The following is a 761-nucleotide window of genomic DNA, read 5'->3' as shown; positions in this document are numbered from 1 at the left end:
CCCGCCGCATCGTGGAGGAGGAGCAGGCGCGGCTCGGCGCCGCCCCGGCCGCCGTCGGGGTGGAGGCGGTGGCGGAGGCGGAGGCGTGACCGAGGCCCGCGCCCGGGTACGGAGGCACGGTCGGCCCCGAGGCCGTGGAAGGGTGTCAGGGTCCGAGCGCCGACCGTCGACTCCCGGGCGGACGCGCGCTGTCGGGTGAGCCCTCAGGGGCCGCTCCGTGTGCCGACGGCCAGTTCGGTCACCCCCGCCGGCTTCCCCGGATCGTCCGAGGTGACCGTCATCCGCACCTTCCGGGCCACGTCCCCGGCCCGGAAGGGTCCCCACGTCCGGCCGTCCGGCGAGGTCTCGACGGTGTACGCGGCCGGTGCCACGTCCGACCACGCGGGGGTGACCGACGTGACCCCTGCCGCCCGGCCCAGGTCCACCGTCAGCGTGCCCGCCGCGCCCTGCGGCGACCAGGCCGTGGACGGGCTGCCGTCCACGGCCGCCGCCGCGTAGAGCCCCGGCGCCTCGGAGGTGGCCGTCACCGGGCGGCAACGCGCCGCGTTCGGCGTCGGGGTGAGATCGGGGCGCCGGGTGGGCAGCGTGAGGGTGCCGGTCAGGCGGCGCGGACCGGCCGGGGTGTGGACGGTGAACGGCGTGCCGTCCGTCAGCCGGACCGTGGTCGTCCGCGCGCCGATCGACACGTCGTACGTCCGGCCCCGGTAGCGCAGCCCCGTGAGCTCCACGCCCTCCCGCAGCTGCGGCGGCAGCAACGGGTC

At 78.2% G+C, this 761-nt stretch carries 1 protein-coding gene; it reads right to left on the bottom strand.

From position 1 onward, the window contains the following. Positions 1-203: 203 nt before the first annotated feature. Positions 204-761, bottom strand: a 558-nt coding sequence (locus IH13_RS0110970; RefSeq protein ID WP_031083327.1) for a discoidin domain-containing protein, incomplete at its 5' end; no start/stop codon positions are given.

This window comes from Streptomyces sp. NRRL WC-3549 (assembly GCF_000721935.1).
In the GTDB taxonomy this organism is placed as follows: domain Bacteria; phylum Actinomycetota; class Actinomycetes; order Streptomycetales; family Streptomycetaceae; genus Streptomyces.
This window is presented reverse-complemented; position numbering and strand designations above follow the sequence as displayed.